A 14,204-nucleotide genomic window follows, 5' to 3' on the forward strand; every position below is an offset into this window, starting at 1 on the left:
ACCAGATGACCTTCGGGCATTTTCACCTCCGGAATACAAAAATGAAATCCTATAAACCTTCGAGCAGTGAGAACATCGGCAGCAAAACCGCCAAATAAATGGACACGATCAAAAGACCTATCAGTGAAAACATTAGAGGCTGAATGATTTTCAAGATTGCATTCATTCTCTCTTCAATTTTCTCCAGTATAAAACGACTGTAATGAAGTAACTCGGCATCAAGTCTGCCGTATTTTTGACCATTTGCAGCGACGACCGGTAAATTCCCATCAAAATATGGGAGCTCCCGAAAAATCATTTCCAGTGATCTGCCCTCGATCAGATCATCCTTGATGATATTGCAAAGTTTTTGGTAAAAAGGCTGCTGTTGATTTATCGAGAATAATTTGATGCTATCGTTAATCGATAGTCCTCCGGAAAGCAAGCCACTGAATTGGCTTGCAAAAAAATAAGTTTCGTATAATTTGATGAACCTCCCGAATATCGGAATTCCCATCAAAATCCTTCGCTGCCTTAATGGGCATAATCCATTGAACCAAAATCGTTTGAGTGCATACAAGAATAGGAGCAATCCGAGTAGTAAGAAGGGTAGTGCTGGAAGAATGAACGTGGAGGCTGACATTAATCTTAAGAGAATATGCTGATCGACATCCATCGTGAAATAGATGGTCTGGAATTGGGGAAGGAGAACACTCTGAAGAATATAAAAAACGATGCTTACAAAAAAGACTAAGAATACGGGATACACCATTAACTTTTTTACTTTATCCATATCCTCGATTCTTTTCTTCCAATATCGCCCACCTTCTTTCAACGCCCGTTCCAGGTCGCCATATTGTTCTCCATAAAATATATAACTTACAAGCTGCGGATGAAAATTAAGATGGGTCAGCACCATGTGCAACGGGTAGCCGTTCCTTAAATCGGCTATAGCCTGAGTGAAGTCTTCCGCTTTCTTCTTTGATTCCTGAAACTCAAGAAAATGTAAAGCTTCCGCCAAAGGATAACCATGATTCAATAATTCACCTAGCTTCGAAATAAAGACCGCCTGCTCTTTTACCTTCCATTTACTTTTTGGTTTCATGGTAGACCAGCCGTTCATATTCCTGAGATCCCACATAGCCCATCGCAACCGCTTTTCCGATTTCATCCTTTAATTGGCGGTAGCTGACCGTTGCCATTTCTTTTTCATCTCCCATTATCCGGAGAACTTCAGCCAGGCTTTTTCCATATAGCAATTCATATACACTTGCCCTTTTATTCCTTGCAGTCATTTTGCATGCTAAAGCACAGTCCCCTTTACACGGAAGACATCGCAATTCAACCAGCCGCTGCGCTGTCACGCCAATCAAAGTCTGTTCAACCTCAAGTAAGCTGACACCAAATTCCAGTAATCTGGAGATGGCGCCCTGGGCGTCCCTCGTATGCATGGTCGTTAGTATCAAATGACCGGTTAATGCGGCACGGACTGCGATTTTGGCAGTTTCTGCATCCCGGACTTCCCCAACCATGATCACGTCCGGGTCATGCCTCAGAACAGCTTTTAGGCCGACTGAATACGTAATGCCCGCCTTTTCATTGATTTGGACTTGCAATACCTTTTCGGATACATTTTCAATGGGATCTTCAAGTGTAATGATATTTCGATTGATCATCTCATGGGCGTGGTGAAGCAGGGAATATAGTGTCGTGGTTTTCCCACTGCCGGTCGGGCCGGTAAATATGAGCATGCCATGGGAATGCTTCAAGAGTGCAATCAATTTTTGAACGGTGTTTGGAAATAAGGATAACTGTTCTAGAGGAAGGATATTCTGTTGGGGTATTAAGCGGATGACCAAACTTTCGAGATGGGCAGTGGGTAAAGTGGAAAGGCGGAGTCCGACCACCTGGTTAGCCAAATTGATGGTGATGGCACCACTCTGGGGCCTCCTTTTCTCCCCTATATCCATCGAGGCAAGGAACTTCAAATGGGCGATCAGCCTTTCAGCTTCAAAGAATGATAATGTTTCCTGGGGAACAAGCTTATTGTCTATCCTGAATTGGATGTGAGGCCCCTCTCCGCGAAAAAAAATGTGGATATCCGATGCCGATTCCACGATGGCACGGGTTAGTATTTTTTCTGCAGTCTTTTCAATCGATATCAATTCATTCATCACCTCCTATGTTTCTTGTTGTATTGATTCGACAATCCACAACAAATTCCTGCTTCAGAATAAAAAAAATTCCCGAAAAACTTCGAGAATCATCTCACATGCTTATTTTCAAATCAAGTCTCCGGGAAACCAAATTTCTTAATGCATCTACATTATGGCCAATCACCAGTTTTTCCCCGTCTATGAGAATGGGCCTTCTTAATAACTTCGGTTCTTTTGTTAATAATTGGATGACATCAGAAAGCATCATTTCGTCAATATTAACTTGTAAGTCTTTGTAAGCTTCACTTCTTGTCGCCAAGACTTCATCAAGTCCCTCCGATGTCAATTCAAGAATTCTTTTTAACTCTGCTACAGTTGGAGTCTCTCTGAATAAATGTCGCTCATCGAAGGAAACTTGATTGGCGCTTAACCATTTTTTTGTTTTGCGGCAAGATGTACAGCTTGGATACGAAAAGAAAGTTAACTGTGCCATACTAATCACTCCCCGTTCACATTTTGTATACATTTATAGTTTATACAATTATTGTACAACGTTTGTATAATTAATGTATACATATTTGCTTTATAAAACCGTTTTAAATGTGAACGTTTTTTAAACTAAAGAGTGTTTGCCCTTTCCCTTATTCCATTTTTTTCTGCCTGCATTATAATGGACATAGGTAAACTATGGAATAGCAGGAGGGTGTAATGGAACAAACGTTAAAAATAACAAACGTGTTAGCTGATCCCACCAGATATTATATATATCAGCATATAGTGAACAACCATGGTGATGTATCGGTACAGGAAATCGCCGATTCATTCAACATCCATCCAAATGTTGCCCGTCTACATTTGTCAAAACTTGAGGATATCGATATGTTGACCTCGATTTCCCGAAAGACCGGGAAAGGCGGCCGCCCAAGCAGACTTTATCGATTATCTGACAAAGTCATACAGCTTCATTTTCCATATAGGAACTATCAGCTGCTTGCAAAGATTGCCGTCCAGTCGATGATGACATTAGGGGAACAAGGAAAACAGGCTCTTTATGCAACGGGAAAAGTATTTGGGGAGGAATTGATCAATCAGCAACTTGCCCTGAACTCGACATCGATCGATCGGCTTGCTTTTGCGGAAAAAGTCAACATGCTTAAAAATGCGGCTACCATTGCAGGGTTATCTCCTGAAATACAAGCAAGCGAAGAAGAAAATAAAATATCCTTCCGTATCTTCAATTGCCCGTTTAAGGAAGTTACTGAAGTCGAGCCAGGAACAATCTGTTCCATGCATAATTCATTTTTAAAAGGTATGTTCGAAGCCTTGTTTGAGAATGTCACTATTGTGGAAATAGAAAATATGATGTCCAATTGTGCAGCATGCTCATACCAGGCTTCGGTTCTCACATAGAAACAAAAGGCATCCTTTACATTACCTTACAATTTCATTTATAATTATTTAGAATGTACACGACTAGACATAAGGAGGGATTCGGATGGAACGCATGTTCAGAGTATGTGGATTTTGGACAGGAATTATGGCCATTTTCTTTTATCTTGGCCATATGCATCAAACGTCTTTGCTTTTCTTTGCACAAACGATCTTTTTTGTACTTTTAAGTTATTTGAAATTATCCGAGCGCATGTATATCTATGTTTTCGGCGCCTATCTTACCGTTTTCTTTGCAGGATTTTCCTACTGGAGCGTATTTATGATGACTCCGGGTGCTGCTCATTAAGAACAAGCAATATTACATAACCCATGAATTTGGATTCATGGGTTTTTACTTGTCACCATTCAGGAAAGATCCTTACATCATCTGCTAAATTCTTCGATTGAAGCAACACTTTGAAATGTTCACTAAATCCCCCAGGAACGATCAGCCCCCGGATTGCCCGATTACGCTTTGCCGTTTTCGAGAATGGATCAGTTCCTTGATGGTCCTTCAATTCCTCTAGTATCCCTGCTTTAAGCAAGAATTCATTTTGAAGAAAAAGCCCTCGATTGGAAAGATCCTTTCTTTTTCCAATCTCGATTAATGTGTCAAAATGGATATGTGTCGTCAGATCCATATCACCAGGATACATAAGTGCATCTTTAATCATTTGATGGCGATAATAGCCCCTCAAGCTCCCTTGAAGATGAGTTGGCTCCTTCCATTCCCTATCGGTATAGCCATAATCAATTGTAAGGAGAATACCCGATTCGATACAGGAAACGATCTTCTCATATTCACGGATCATGTTTAGCGGAACTTCGTATCGTTGTTTTTCATTTAAGGTGATTTTTCGTTCAGTAAGGTAAGAAAGAATGTCAGGGTTGTCCAAAGGTTCTCTCTCTTCTACTAAATCTCCTTCTTTTTCAGTGACGAATACCTCTACCAAGGCTCCCTTATACTTTTCAATGACATACACAGGCAACGCGTCGAAAAGTTCGTTTGAAAAGACGATTCCATTTACATTCGTCCATTTTTCTAAACTGGCAGCAGAAACTGCCTGTTTGAATATCCCTAAACGTTCGTGCTGAATCATTCTATGAAATGGACTGCCATCCACAAGAACATAAGTTAAAGAGTCCCATATCTGCGGTTCCGTTTCTTTTATGTAAACGAGGATGTCATACGCCAGTTTACCGTCCCCTGCGCCGACCTCGATGATTCTTGGTGAAACTCCGCATCTTTTTATCAAATATACGAACCATCTCGCCAGTGATCTCCCAAATGCATCCCCAACATTGCCGGACGTATAAAAATCACCTCTTGGGCCAATCTTCTCTTTTGCGCGTGCATAGTAGCCTATTTTTGGCGTATATAAAACAGCATCCATATAGTCATTATAGGAGATTCTTTTTTGCGGGTTTCCTGCAATCAATTCCTTTAAATGATTTTTCAACACAATAGCCTCCGTCTCCATGATTTTCCATCTAACATAGTAAATAAGTTTTTTAACGACATTTATACATGAACACAAAAATAAAGTTCACAAAATGTTCAATTTTCATCTCGCAGTTATAACAGTGCATCCACTAAATGAATTTCATAGGAGGCTCAAAAATGCACATTGGGGAAGACCCTGTTTTTTTATATTCAGTATAGTTCCGGAATTGACCCATTTCAATATTTTTACATAATTAAGAACTTAAAAAAACAGGTGCCACAGCGGCACCTGTATAAGTAATTATCTCAAAAAGGGATTGGTATTCTTTTCATCCAGAATCGTCGTGACAGGGCCATGACCTGGAAAAACGATAGCATCATCAGAAAGTGTCAGCAGCTTCGTTTCAATGCTATTTAAGAGCACTGACTCGCTTCCGCCTATTAAATCGGTTCTGCCAACGCTTCCTTGGAACAAGACGTCCCCAGAAAAGAGGAGACGTTCGTCCTTCACATAATACGAAACGCTCCCTGGTGAGTGTCCAGGGGTTTCGAATACTTCGAAAGTGAATCCTCCAATCGTAAGCTCTTGCTCATTTGCCAAGATGTGATCGGCAGGCTTCATTCGCATTGGATTTTCAGGGAACCAGTTTTGAGAACCATTCAATGCTGGATCAAGTAGCCACTTGGCCTCTTTTTCATGAATATATGCAGGGATTCCATAATGATCCCGAATAGCATCCAGAGCACCGATATGGTCAAAATGTGCATGTGTCAATAAAATCGCTAAAGGCTTTAAATTTTTTGTTTGTATGTACTGTATAATTTTCTGTGGCTCTTCACCCGGATCGAAAATGATGCAATCCTGTCCATCGGAAACTACATAACAATTCGTTTGCAGCGGGCCTAGAGGAATTTGTGTCCATTTCATTTCCATCAACTCCAATATGATTTTCTATCTTTATCTTACACTAATTAAGCTGCTAATGTTAATTCAGTTTTCTCATGTCATAGAAGTGTCACCTATTAAGCCTCGACAAATAATTGAAAAAATATTAAGATATTAACAAATGCAATCTTTTCTACATATTTTTGGTAGTTGCCTTATTCTCTGGGTATATTATTAGGGATTAGGTATTCATTACGAAAAAAGGGGGTTTTGACATGATATTAATGGTTGTTTTCGGACTTGTGGCTATATTAGGAGTAGCAGCTGTGTTTACCTCATTAAAAAAGAGAAACTTCTTAGGATTCATTTTTGCAGCCGGCAGTGCGGTCGTGTTTGGCTGGTTCACTGTCATGACTGTCATCAACAGCGGTTTTCCTGTTGCCCATTGAAGAAAAAAGCTCGCCATCCGGCGAGCTTTTGTTTTAGGTTATCATGTTTGTTTGAACAATCTTTGTATTTGATGGGTTTTCATATCAATGATTTTCTCAAATTGATATCCATATAAGCAGAAGTTGCCATCAAGCGAACAGCTTAATGGTTCATTTTCCATGTCCTTCATCAATTCTTCTTGTGTGCCTTTTTCCCAATTAAATTTAGTTAAGGTAAACCTTCCCTCATATTGGTCCGCATCTTTTGATTCATTAGGAATAAACGTTATGAATTCCTTGTTTTTTTCAATGAAATCATAGGATGGAATGACCCAATCTGAAAAGCTTTTCAATAGTGGCACGGAAAAAGAGTGGATCGGCTTGTTTGTCGGATCATAAAATGCATATGTACCCCGATCTTGTTTTTCTGTCTCCACTTGAATCGTCATCAGCGATTGCTTGATTTTTTTAAAGTGAATGACATCGAGCATAAGGCTGTCTGCCCCATCCCCATGCAGCGCTTTTCTTTCTAGGGGAGCCGTCAAAGCAGGTTCTTCTTTGTCCCAATCCAAAAACATCAAGTCATTTTCACTTGCCCATTGAGCAAAAGGCTGTGGAAAGTCCAGGGTTTCCATAGTTTGTTCATCTGGATTCAATACATAACTGCTGTATGTCCAATCTTCATAAAAGCTCGATACAAACAACCGGCCATCTTTAAATGAATTCCACTCATAAGCTAATTCATAGGCTGGGATTGCCACGGAATACAGTGGATTCCCCGTTTTATCAAGTATTGTAATTGATGCTTTATCCGAAGAGGTAAAGGACGACAACAAAATATGCGTACCAGACGGACTGATCGATACTTCAGAAAACGCAAAAGCCGGCTGATAGAAAACGGAAGTTTCATTCGTTTCCAAATTCCATGCCATCAACTGGGATAATTCATTACCATCCCGCTTCACAGAATATAAAATGGTTTTTGAATCCAGCCATCCAAAAATGGCTTCGATTTTTTCCGTTTCTGCGGTCGGGACCTTTAAATTGCTTACTGAAGTTTCCTGGTTAGATTGGGAGTGTTCTTTTTCCGTATCATTTACGGGTTTACTAAGGTCCTTGGAAGGCTCACAAGCCGAGATAAGAAGGATAGTGGAGATAAATAATGGGACGAAACACAACATCTTACAAATGGAAAGCCGCATACAAAGTGCTGCTTTGGATACTTTAATCTCCACACACCTCCCACTTCAAAACTAAAACGCCTGGCATATGTGAGCGAGACATTAGAAAGAGAGTAAGGATTAACCAATCGAGTCCTTACTCTCTTTCATTATAAAGTAAAAAAGAGAAAATGTGGCGGATAATGATCTTATATTTTTTTGGAAGTATATTCCTTAGGGGGAATGCATCACATATATAGTCCTGCCATCAAAATCTTGACGGAATCTTCATATATACCAGGCAAATGGGATAGCGGAAGCGGATTGATGCCCTTTCCCAGTTCGATTGTGAATCCACCGCGTTTGAATTCCTGAATGAACCAATCTTTATACCCAGCATGGCTGTCAACGTATTTTACGGCCCGATATCCGCTGCGCTCCTCAAACTCTCTCGCAACATTCGCTGCCTGTTCAGGTTCATGTCCCTCATATCCCCAATAGAATTCTTTTCCCTGGGTGTGAAGTGCAAGCACTCTTTCAAAATTCCGTCTTATTGCCAGCTCCTTCATGGCCAATGCTTCTGGTTCTGATAACGCGGTTTCTCCTGGAAAATCCCTCGGGGCAGGGGATTTTGGAATCTTTCTGCGCTTTTCAACCTCCCAGTTAGCAGGATATTGGTTATTCAGGTCTACACCGCGGATATTGGCTTTCCAAGCATAAAAGGCAGGATTGCCACTATTTATTTTTAAAACATCAACCTTCCCCTCTGCCGCCTCCTCCCCCTTTAGGACAAGGTCGACTCCATCCGGATTCACCATTGGAACGATCGAAATGGACATATTCCGGTAGTACGGCATACAGTCCATTCCGCAAAGTGTACGATCATTCGTTACTGCCAGCAGAAAATCATTCAGCCATTTCATCAAAACAGCCGTAGTGATCCATTCATTAGCGTGGAATGAACCGTTATAATGTATGATCTTTTCACCTTGACCGATTCTTACCTCAAGGAGTTCTTTTCCCAGCACACTCTTTCCGACTGATTCAACCTTAATAAAGGGGTAATGACAAGATAGAACATCAAGATCGTCAAGAAGTGATTGATACTCGTAGGGCTTGTCGGTGACTATCACGGGATTCATCACCCGGACGGGTACCGAAAAAGGCTTTTGTCCATCTTGATTCAATAATACTATCCCATCGATTGGCAGGTGATATTGTAAAGCGATTTCAGCAAAATCGATATCTAACCGGGACTCTTGCTGAACAATGTATCCAGGTATCTGTACTTCGATGCCATTTGGCAAAACTCCGCCAGTAATGGCCGGATTGGCATCCTCAATCAAAACCCGGGGAATTTGGAACAATTGACTGTAATATGCCAAATCATCCCCGCTTCTGCTCACAACTTTCATTCAGCCTCCGCCCCTTTCATTGTTTTATCTTTATGAAGGGAAAAACAGAAAGATGTTCAGGAAGTCTCTTGTTTCATAATTGTAAGGGATACTGATTTCCCTGAAAAAGCGAAAAAACCTGGATTGCGCCAGGTTTCAGGTTGTAGACAAAAGGTTAAGAGATTTGGGCTCTTAGAGCCACTATGTTATGCCATTGTAGGACCTTGCCATGTCCACGTGGCCATCTTCTTTAAATTAATGGCAGCGAAAGTAAGCATCACTTGCATCGATAATTTTTTAAGTCCCCTTAAAGTGGTCCAACGCAAAGTTGAGAAATGAAGGTATTTTATCATGAAAACCATAGCCTAAGAACCAACGTTAAGCCATATTTGTTTCCGTTTTAAAACAAAAAAGACTGTAGGCAAAAGAAGTTCTATCAAGATTTTTAAACATAGTTGATTGGAACGGAGGGTGCGAGACTCCTGCGGGAATAGCGAGTCCAAGGGAGACCCCACAGGCGCAAGGTGCGCCGAGGAGGCTCCCGGACCGCCCGCGGAAAGCGAGTGCCTGAAGTGGAAATCAACGTCCAAATTTGTACAAGCAAAAAAACTGTAGACAAACTCGATTTTCATCGAGTTGATCTGACCCAATAAAGTTAGACATATAATTTAAGCAGCTTCTAAGACCTGAGTTCGGTATTCTATCGGACTCAGGTCTTTTAATTTTACCTTCATTCGTTTGTGGTTATAGTAATGTATATAATCATCTAATTCCTTTTCAAAGTGCTCCATACTTTCAAACTCTTGGAGATAAAGCAATTCAGACTTTAACAAGCCAAAAAAGTTTTCAATGACTGCGTTATCTAAACAATTTCCCTTACGGGACATTGTATAATGCGGGAATCTTTTAAGGTTTTTTGATACTTCTTCATTTGATAATGCCACCCTTGATCCGAATGGAGGATGACCGTATCTTCTGGTTTCAGGTGTTTAATCGCCTCATCTAACATATCTCCAACAAGTTTATAAACAGGGCGTTTCATCACTTTGTAGGCAATAATTTCACCATTACATAAATCAAGGATAGGGGATAGGTAACGTTTCTCCCCAAATAAATGAAATTCCGTTACGTCTGTTACCCATTTTTGATTCATTTTCTCGGCTTGAAAATCACGTTGTAAAATATGGGGGGCAATTCGACCAACACGCCCCTTATACGAACGATACTTTTTCATACGGACTAAACATTTTACGCCCATTTCATTCATGAGGCGGTTGATGGTCTTTGGATTGTGAGAAAACCCATATTTTTTTAACTCTTTTGTGATACGACGATAACCGTAACGTCCTTTATGTTCATGATAGATAGACTGAATAGTGGCTTTTACCTTCGAATACTTATCTTCTCGATTCAAGCGTTTTTCCCAATAATAGTACGTGCTACGTGGAATATCAGCGACTTTAATTAAGGCCACAACCTCATAAATGGACTTTAGTTCATAAATTACTTGCGCTTTGATTTGGGTTGTAATTTTTCCTGCATTTGAACTAAAGTATTTAACTTTTTTAAATACGCATTCTCCATTTCTAGTTGTTTAATTCGTTCTTCAAGCTCTTTAACCGAACCTTCAATTTGTTTGGATGGATTGATATCTTTTTTCATGGATGGTCTCCCCTTTTTCTTAGAAATTAGGGCATCTAATCCATAGGCATTAACATTTATTCTCCACGTCCGAATTAGTGCTGGAGATGAAATATTAAACCTTGCGGCTGCGTCGTAAGAAGATATACCCGTTTCATTCATATAATTAAGTACATCCATTTTAAACTCCGTAGAATAACTTGTATAGGATTTCTTAAATCCATCGGCTCCTTGAATTTGGTATAAACGAACCCATCCTTGAATTATTTGATACGAAACTTCAAATATTTTTTGAAGATCCATATAGCTGTGCTCACCTTCAAGGTAAAGTCGTGTAATGAATATTTTCTGTTCGGTAGAAAAATTAGCCATAAAAAACACCCCGTAAATGTTAGTTTGGTGTCTAACATTTACGGGGCAGTTCAAGTTTGTCTACAGTCTGAAACCTGGATTGCGCCAGGTTTCCTTTTTCAACGCTGCTCATAAAATCGGAGTAAATCTCCGTAAATGATTTTGTCGGAGTAATCAAGCTCCTGCTTTGCCTTTTCCAAATACTTCTCACATGAATCCTTTGCAGTCGCCGCCCCGGTGTTTTTATCATAGCAGGTATCCATCGTATAGAGGTAATCCTTCGTGATGAAACTGCTATCGCGAAGAACGGTGAACTCTAATTTCTCTTCGGAAAATAGATCTTTGCCGAATTCAATATAATCATCATTTTCAATTCCCAATAAATGAAGGAGAGTCGGCCTTACATCAATTTGGCCTGCAACGGTGGAAATCGTTTTTCCCTTCTGCCCGGGGACATGTATGATGAGTGGGACACGCTGAAGCTGGATCGATTCGAAAGGAGTAATTTCCTTCCCAAGGAACTGGCTCATGGCAGAGTTGTGATTTTCAGAAATTCCATAATGGTCTCCATATAGAACAATGATGGAATCCTCATATAATCCATTACGTTTCAAATCGCCGATAAACTGTTTCAAGGATTCGTCGGTATAACGTACGGTCGGAAAATACTGATTCAATGTTTTGGAATTAGAATCGTAAGGTTCCAATGTCCGGTCTTCTTCATTCAAAGTGAATGGAAAATGATTGGTTAACGTTATGAACTTGGCATAAAAAGGCTCAGGCATCCTCTTCAAGTGAGAAATTGATTGCTTGAAGAACGATTTATCATTCAAACCCCAATTGATGGAATTCCCTTCAGACACTTTGTATTCATCACTATCATAAAACCGTTGGTACCCAAGAGAATCGTACATTATATCACGATTCCAAAAGCTTTTATTATTGGCATGCAAGGAAGCCGTATAGTACCCTTTTTCCGTTAAGATTTCAGGTGTGGCTTTGTATTCATTTTGGGCATGAGTGAAAAATACTGCACCTCTACCTAAAGGATAGAGGGAATTCTCAATAATGAATTCTGAATCGGATGTTTTCCCCTGGCCGGTTTGGTGATAAAAGTTATTGAAATAATAGCTATCTTTAATGAATTGGTTCAGAAAAGGAGTGATTTCTTCCCCGTTGACAGTTTTATTGATGACAAAGCTTTGAGTGGATTCCAATGATATAAGAATCACATTTTTGCCTTTTGCCAGACCATAAAGTTCATCATTAACTTCTTTTTGATTGGCACGGACATAATTTTCAATTTCCGACAATTCACTGCCATCAGCAAGTGCACGTTGAGCTGATGATTTCGTCTGTAATATTGCATCATAGAGGTGATAATGGTACGTACCGATATTCTTAACGAGGATTTCGCGGTCAAACGTTCTTGTCAGGAGTTCAGGACGCGCCGCTTCCGCTAAAGCTAAGTTAAAAAATGTCACTCCTAAAGCCATTAACAAATAGAATTTACGGTCCTGGGGATTGTAACGACTTTCATGGAATGCTTTTGGTTTGTATTTCAGCAGAAGCATCAAGCACAGAATATCGGCAAAATACAATAGATCACTCGGATTGATCAATTCATGTACACTGCTTCCAAGGTCGTTCATATTGCTCGTTTGAAAAAGAACGGGAATGGTTAAAAAATCATTGAAAAAGCGAAAAAAAACAAGATTGGCAAAGAGGACGAAGGTGATGAAAAAACTCATGATCAATAAGTATGCAGTCCGTCTATTTTCTTTTAAAAATAGATTCACGCCAAGTGTAAGTAAAAGGAAACTGACAGGATTGATGAATAGTATGAACTCCTGGATCCAATTATCAATATCTATCTCAAAACTTGTTTTATAGGCGATATATGTTTTAAGCCAAAGTGAAATCAATACGACCCAAAACAATGAATATCCCTGTTTTTTGAAGACCCTTTTCAATCCTGGTCCCTCCTCATCGAAGAAGCGCTGGATCTGCGATCCAGAGCGCCTCAATAATGGGTCATGGTTCTCCCCCTCAAAAAGGGGGAACTATCTTTAAATATTCCATCTTTTTTTCTTATAACCCCAGATTGCCAGAGGGCAGCATGGAATCACGTATTCATTTGGCTTTTAATGAGCCAGGCTGCACCTATTACCCCTGCATCATTGCCTAGAGTGGCCAGGCTGATTTTCGTTGATTTACTAACCCGTTTGAATGCATACTTTCCGAATGCAGAACGGACAGTATCAAGCAAAATGTCTCCCGCTTGTGAAACGCCGCCGCCAATGACGATTTTATCTGGATTCATGACATTCCCAACATGTGATAGTGCCAGCCCCAAGTAATTGCCTACCTTATCCACCACAGCTTTGGACAAGGGATCACCTTCTGCGGCGCATTGGAATAACAGTTTGGAAGTAACCGTATTCCCCTCTTCTACTTTCTGCTGAAGCAATGACTTTTCATCGGCAGCATTTAAGGCTTCTAAAGCCATACGGACGATTCCCGTTGCCGAAGCAACCGTTTCCAAACAACCAGTCTTGCCGCAATTGCATGGTGCCCCTCCGTCCGTTACGACCGTTATATGGCCTACTTCCCCAGCAGCTCCACTGGTACCATGGACGATTTGGCCATTATGGATGATTCCGCCTCCTACACCCGTTCCCAGAGTGACACAAACGAGGTCTTTGGCTCCATTACCGGCACCTTTCCACATTTCTCCCAAAGCTGCCATATTGGCATCATTATCGATCACAGCTGGAAGAGCTGTCTCCACCTCCAATAAATCTTTTAAAGGATAGTCCTTCCAGCCAAGATTGACGGCTTCATATATGGAACCGTTAACAAATTTCACGGGACCGGGAGCACCCATTCCTATCCCTACTATCTTACTCTTCGGTTCATTAAGTTCCACGAGCTTCGCATCAATTGCTTTGGCTATGTTAATCGTAATGTATTTTCCCTTTTCGGAGATGTCCGTGCTGATTTCCCATTTATGAATGATTTCTCCGTACAAATTGATTAAAGCCAGTTTGGTAGTTGTACCGCCTAAATCCACACCCATCAGCCACTTTTCCATCATTCTCACCTTTTTTATCAATTTTTTTTCTGTTTTTCCCTTTCAAGAGACGATTGCTGCCTGATTAAAAGAATCGCCATTTGATAATCTTTCGTATCCATCATCTGCATACGGTGGAGTTCCCTTATTTCGGCCTCCATCAGTTCAAGCTCGGCTAAGCGATCGCCAATATAGATAAATGTACCAAATCTTTTCAAGTATTGTTGAAGATCATAATATGTTTTCATAGTAAACCTCTTT

General features: G+C 40.4%; 13 protein-coding genes and 2 pseudogenes. 3 read left to right on the forward strand and 12 right to left on the reverse strand.

Translation table 11 applies throughout. From position 1 onward, the window contains the following. Positions 1 to 49 precede the first annotated feature (49 nt). The 3 genes from comGB to ACJ9PY_RS17460 form a co-directional block, all read right to left on the reverse strand. Entirely contained in the window at positions 50 to 1,084 is a 1,035-nt protein-coding gene (gene comGB / locus ACJ9PY_RS17450) for a competence type IV pilus assembly protein ComGB (protein ID WP_063575682.1), read from the reverse strand. Continuing rightward, entirely contained in the window at positions 1,068 to 2,153 is a 1,086-nt protein-coding gene (comGA, locus tag ACJ9PY_RS17455) for a competence type IV pilus ATPase ComGA (protein WP_372464768.1), read from the reverse strand. Before comGA ends, comGB begins: the two co-directional genes overlap by 17 nt. 94 nt (positions 2,154 to 2,247) lie before the next feature. Continuing rightward, entirely contained in the window at positions 2,248 to 2,628 is a 381-nt protein-coding gene (locus ACJ9PY_RS17460; protein ID WP_095678573.1) for a Spx/MgsR family RNA polymerase-binding regulatory protein, read from the reverse strand. Between the two features lie 215 nt (positions 2,629 to 2,843). Here ACJ9PY_RS17460 and ACJ9PY_RS17465 point away from each other — a divergent pair, with 215 nt between their 5' ends. Together ACJ9PY_RS17465 and ACJ9PY_RS17470 are read left to right on the forward strand one after the other, a co-directional pair. Next, complete coding sequence (locus ACJ9PY_RS17465) at positions 2,844 to 3,545, forward strand: helix-turn-helix transcriptional regulator (RefSeq protein WP_411738635.1); 702 nt, start codon at positions 2,844 to 2,846, stop codon at positions 3,543 to 3,545. A gap of 85 nt (positions 3,546 to 3,630) precedes the next feature. Further along, positions 3,631 to 3,873: a DUF2626 domain-containing protein gene (locus ACJ9PY_RS17470; protein WP_034308393.1), complete on the forward strand. Its 243-nt coding sequence runs from the start codon at positions 3,631 to 3,633 to the stop codon at positions 3,871 to 3,873. 52 nt (positions 3,874 to 3,925) lie between these two features. On the opposite strand, the gene ACJ9PY_RS17475 is transcribed toward ACJ9PY_RS17470, so the two are convergent. Further along, positions 3,926 to 5,026 carry a class I SAM-dependent methyltransferase gene (locus tag ACJ9PY_RS17475; protein ID WP_411738636.1) on the reverse strand — a complete coding sequence of 367 codons (1,101 nt, stop codon included), beginning with the start codon at positions 5,024 to 5,026 and terminating at the stop codon, positions 3,926 to 3,928. A gap of 285 nt (positions 5,027 to 5,311) precedes the next feature. Further along, on the reverse strand, positions 5,312 to 5,938 hold the full coding sequence (locus ACJ9PY_RS17480; RefSeq protein ID WP_057278817.1) for an MBL fold metallo-hydrolase: 627 nt from the start codon (positions 5,936 to 5,938) through the stop codon (positions 5,312 to 5,314). A 233-nt stretch (positions 5,939 to 6,171) separates the two neighbouring features. Here ACJ9PY_RS17480 and ACJ9PY_RS17485 point away from each other — a divergent pair, with 233 nt between their 5' ends. Beyond that, entirely contained in the window at positions 6,172 to 6,345 is a 174-nt protein-coding gene (locus ACJ9PY_RS17485; RefSeq protein WP_034308396.1) for a DUF2759 domain-containing protein, read from the forward strand. Positions 6,346 to 6,386: 41 nt separating this feature from the next. Here ACJ9PY_RS17485 and ACJ9PY_RS17490 read toward each other — a convergent pair whose 3' ends face one another. The 7 genes and pseudogenes from ACJ9PY_RS17490 to ACJ9PY_RS17520 all read right to left on the reverse strand — a co-directional run bounded on the left by ACJ9PY_RS17490 (position 6,387) and on the right by ACJ9PY_RS17520 (position 14,191). Beyond that, entirely contained in the window at positions 6,387 to 7,559 is a 1,173-nt protein-coding gene (locus tag ACJ9PY_RS17490; RefSeq protein WP_411738637.1) for a hypothetical protein, read from the reverse strand. 173 nt (positions 7,560 to 7,732) lie between these two features. Further along, positions 7,733 to 8,899 carry a M14 family metallocarboxypeptidase gene (locus tag ACJ9PY_RS17495; protein ID WP_411738638.1) on the reverse strand — a complete coding sequence of 389 codons (1,167 nt, stop codon included), beginning with the start codon at positions 8,897 to 8,899 and terminating at the stop codon, positions 7,733 to 7,735. A 185-nt stretch (positions 8,900 to 9,084) separates the two neighbouring features. Further along, positions 9,085 to 9,204 (reverse strand): annotated as a pseudogene (locus ACJ9PY_RS17500) (transposase); the annotation flags it as partial. Positions 9,205 to 9,546: 342 nt separating this feature from the next. Next, a pseudogene (locus tag ACJ9PY_RS17505) lies at positions 9,547 to 10,891 on the reverse strand (IS3 family transposase). A 98-nt stretch (positions 10,892 to 10,989) separates the two neighbouring features. After that, positions 10,990 to 12,843 carry an LTA synthase family protein gene (locus ACJ9PY_RS17510; protein ID WP_411738639.1) on the reverse strand — a complete coding sequence of 618 codons (1,854 nt, stop codon included), beginning with the start codon at positions 12,841 to 12,843 and terminating at the stop codon, positions 10,990 to 10,992. Between the two features lie 152 nt (positions 12,844 to 12,995). Continuing rightward, positions 12,996 to 13,967, reverse strand: coding sequence for an ROK family glucokinase (locus ACJ9PY_RS17515; protein ID WP_411738640.1), 972 nt, complete (start codon positions 13,965 to 13,967; stop codon positions 12,996 to 12,998). 14 nt (positions 13,968 to 13,981) lie between these two features. Beyond that, complete coding sequence (locus ACJ9PY_RS17520; RefSeq protein WP_034308407.1) at positions 13,982 to 14,191, reverse strand: YqgQ family protein; 210 nt, start codon at positions 14,189 to 14,191, stop codon at positions 13,982 to 13,984. Positions 14,192 to 14,204: the final 13 nt, after the last annotated feature.

The sequence above is a fragment of the Peribacillus sp. S4 genome, from assembly GCF_046715815.1.
Lineage (GTDB): Bacteria > Bacillota > Bacilli > Bacillales > DSM-1321 > Peribacillus > Peribacillus frigoritolerans.

Bases quoted from the DNA above. Each gene is read 5' to 3' on its own strand.
- comGB (WP_063575682.1), bottom strand. From the start codon at position 1,084: ATGAAACCAAAAAGTAAATGGAAGGTAAAAGAGCAGGCGGTCTTTATT.
- comGA (WP_372464768.1), bottom strand. From the start codon at position 2,153: ATGAATGAATTGATATCGATTGAAAAGACTGCAGAAAAAATACTAACC.
- ACJ9PY_RS17460 (WP_095678573.1), bottom strand. From the start codon at position 2,628: ATGGCACAGTTAACTTTCTTTTCGTATCCAAGCTGTACATCTTGCCGC.
- ACJ9PY_RS17465 (WP_411738635.1), top strand. From the start codon at position 2,844: ATGGAACAAACGTTAAAAATAACAAACGTGTTAGCTGATCCCACCAGA.
- ACJ9PY_RS17470 (WP_034308393.1), top strand. From the start codon at position 3,631: ATGGAACGCATGTTCAGAGTATGTGGATTTTGGACAGGAATTATGGCC.
- ACJ9PY_RS17480 (WP_057278817.1), bottom strand. From the start codon at position 5,938: ATGAAATGGACACAAATTCCTCTAGGCCCGCTGCAAACGAATTGTTAT.
- ACJ9PY_RS17485 (WP_034308396.1), top strand. From the start codon at position 6,172: ATGATATTAATGGTTGTTTTCGGACTTGTGGCTATATTAGGAGTAGCA.
- ACJ9PY_RS17495 (WP_411738638.1), bottom strand. From the start codon at position 8,899: ATGAAAGTTGTGAGCAGAAGCGGGGATGATTTGGCATATTACAGTCAA.
- ACJ9PY_RS17515 (WP_411738640.1), bottom strand. From the start codon at position 13,967: ATGATGGAAAAGTGGCTGATGGGTGTGGATTTAGGCGGTACAACTACC.
- ACJ9PY_RS17520 (WP_034308407.1), bottom strand. From the start codon at position 14,191: ATGAAAACATATTATGATCTTCAACAATACTTGAAAAGATTTGGTACA.